The following is a 950-nucleotide window of genomic DNA, read 5'->3' as shown; positions in this document are numbered from 1 at the left end:
GTCAGCCGCGGCGCGGGGGCGGGGGCAGGATGCCGCCGTTGGCGGACAGGCCGCCGTCCACTGGCAGTACCACGCCGGTGATGTAGGAGGCTGCGGGCGAGGTGAGGAACCAGATCGCCTCGGCCTGCTCGCGCGGGTCCGCCCAGCGCTGCGCCGGGATGCGTGCGGCGATCTCCGGTCCCAGCACGGGATGGGCGACCTGGCCCGCCGTCAGTGCGGTGAGTGTTCCGCCGGGTGCGATGGCGTTGATCCGGATGTCCTGGGTGGCGTAGTCCACGGCCAGGCCGCGCACCAGGTTGATGATCGCGGCCTTGGTCGCGTTGTACGCCCAGGTGCCGGGGTCTCCGCGCAGGCCGGAGACGGAGGAGGTGGCCACGATCGCGCCGCCGCCGGCCGCGCGCAGGGCGGGGACCGCGGCCCTGATGCCGGCGGCCACTCCGCGCACGTTGACGGCAAGTACCCGGTCGAACCGCTCGAGCGCGCCGTCCGACTCCAACGGCCCGGCTCCGCCGATCCCGGCGTTGAGCACGGCCGCGTCGAGCCGGCCGAAGCGGGAGACGGCGAGGCCCACCGCCGCCTCGTTCGCCGCCGGATCGGCCGCGTCGCCCACCACGAACGCGTCGGCGGCCGCGTCGGCGGTGAGCTTGTCCAGGCCGGCCTCGTCGAGGTCGAGCGCGACGACGCGGTACCCGCGCTCGGAGTAGAGCTGCGCGGTGGCGCGCCCGATCCCGGAGGCGGCCCCGGTGATCAGCACGACCCGGGGCGGCTCGGCGGGGTCGGGGGCGATGTCATGGTTCGTGGTCACGCTGTTGTTCCTCGTCTCTTCGGGTGGAAAGGGGGCCGGCGCTCCCCATCGGGCAGGAGTCGATCAGCGCCGGCTCGGCCGGATTGCGCCCTGCGGCCATCGGCGCGGGCAGCCGCGGCGGCGCGAGGGCGGGGGTCCCGGGGCG

Annotated in this window: 1 protein-coding gene; it reads right to left on the bottom strand. The window is 75.7% G+C overall.

The window, feature by feature from the left end:
- Nucleotide 1: 1 nt before the first annotated feature.
- On the bottom strand, nucleotides 2–805 hold the full coding sequence (locus tag KDL01_RS41405) for an SDR family NAD(P)-dependent oxidoreductase (RefSeq protein WP_212534191.1): 804 nt from the start codon (nucleotides 803–805) through the stop codon (nucleotides 2–4).
- Nucleotides 806–950 lie beyond the last annotated feature (145 nt).

The sequence above is a fragment of the Actinospica durhamensis genome, assembly GCF_018139695.1.
GTDB classification, from domain to species: domain Bacteria; phylum Actinomycetota; class Actinomycetes; order Streptomycetales; family Catenulisporaceae; genus Actinospica; species Actinospica durhamensis.
The sequence above is the reverse complement of the archived record's forward strand: the minus strand, read 5'-3'. Positions and strand labels throughout refer to the sequence as shown.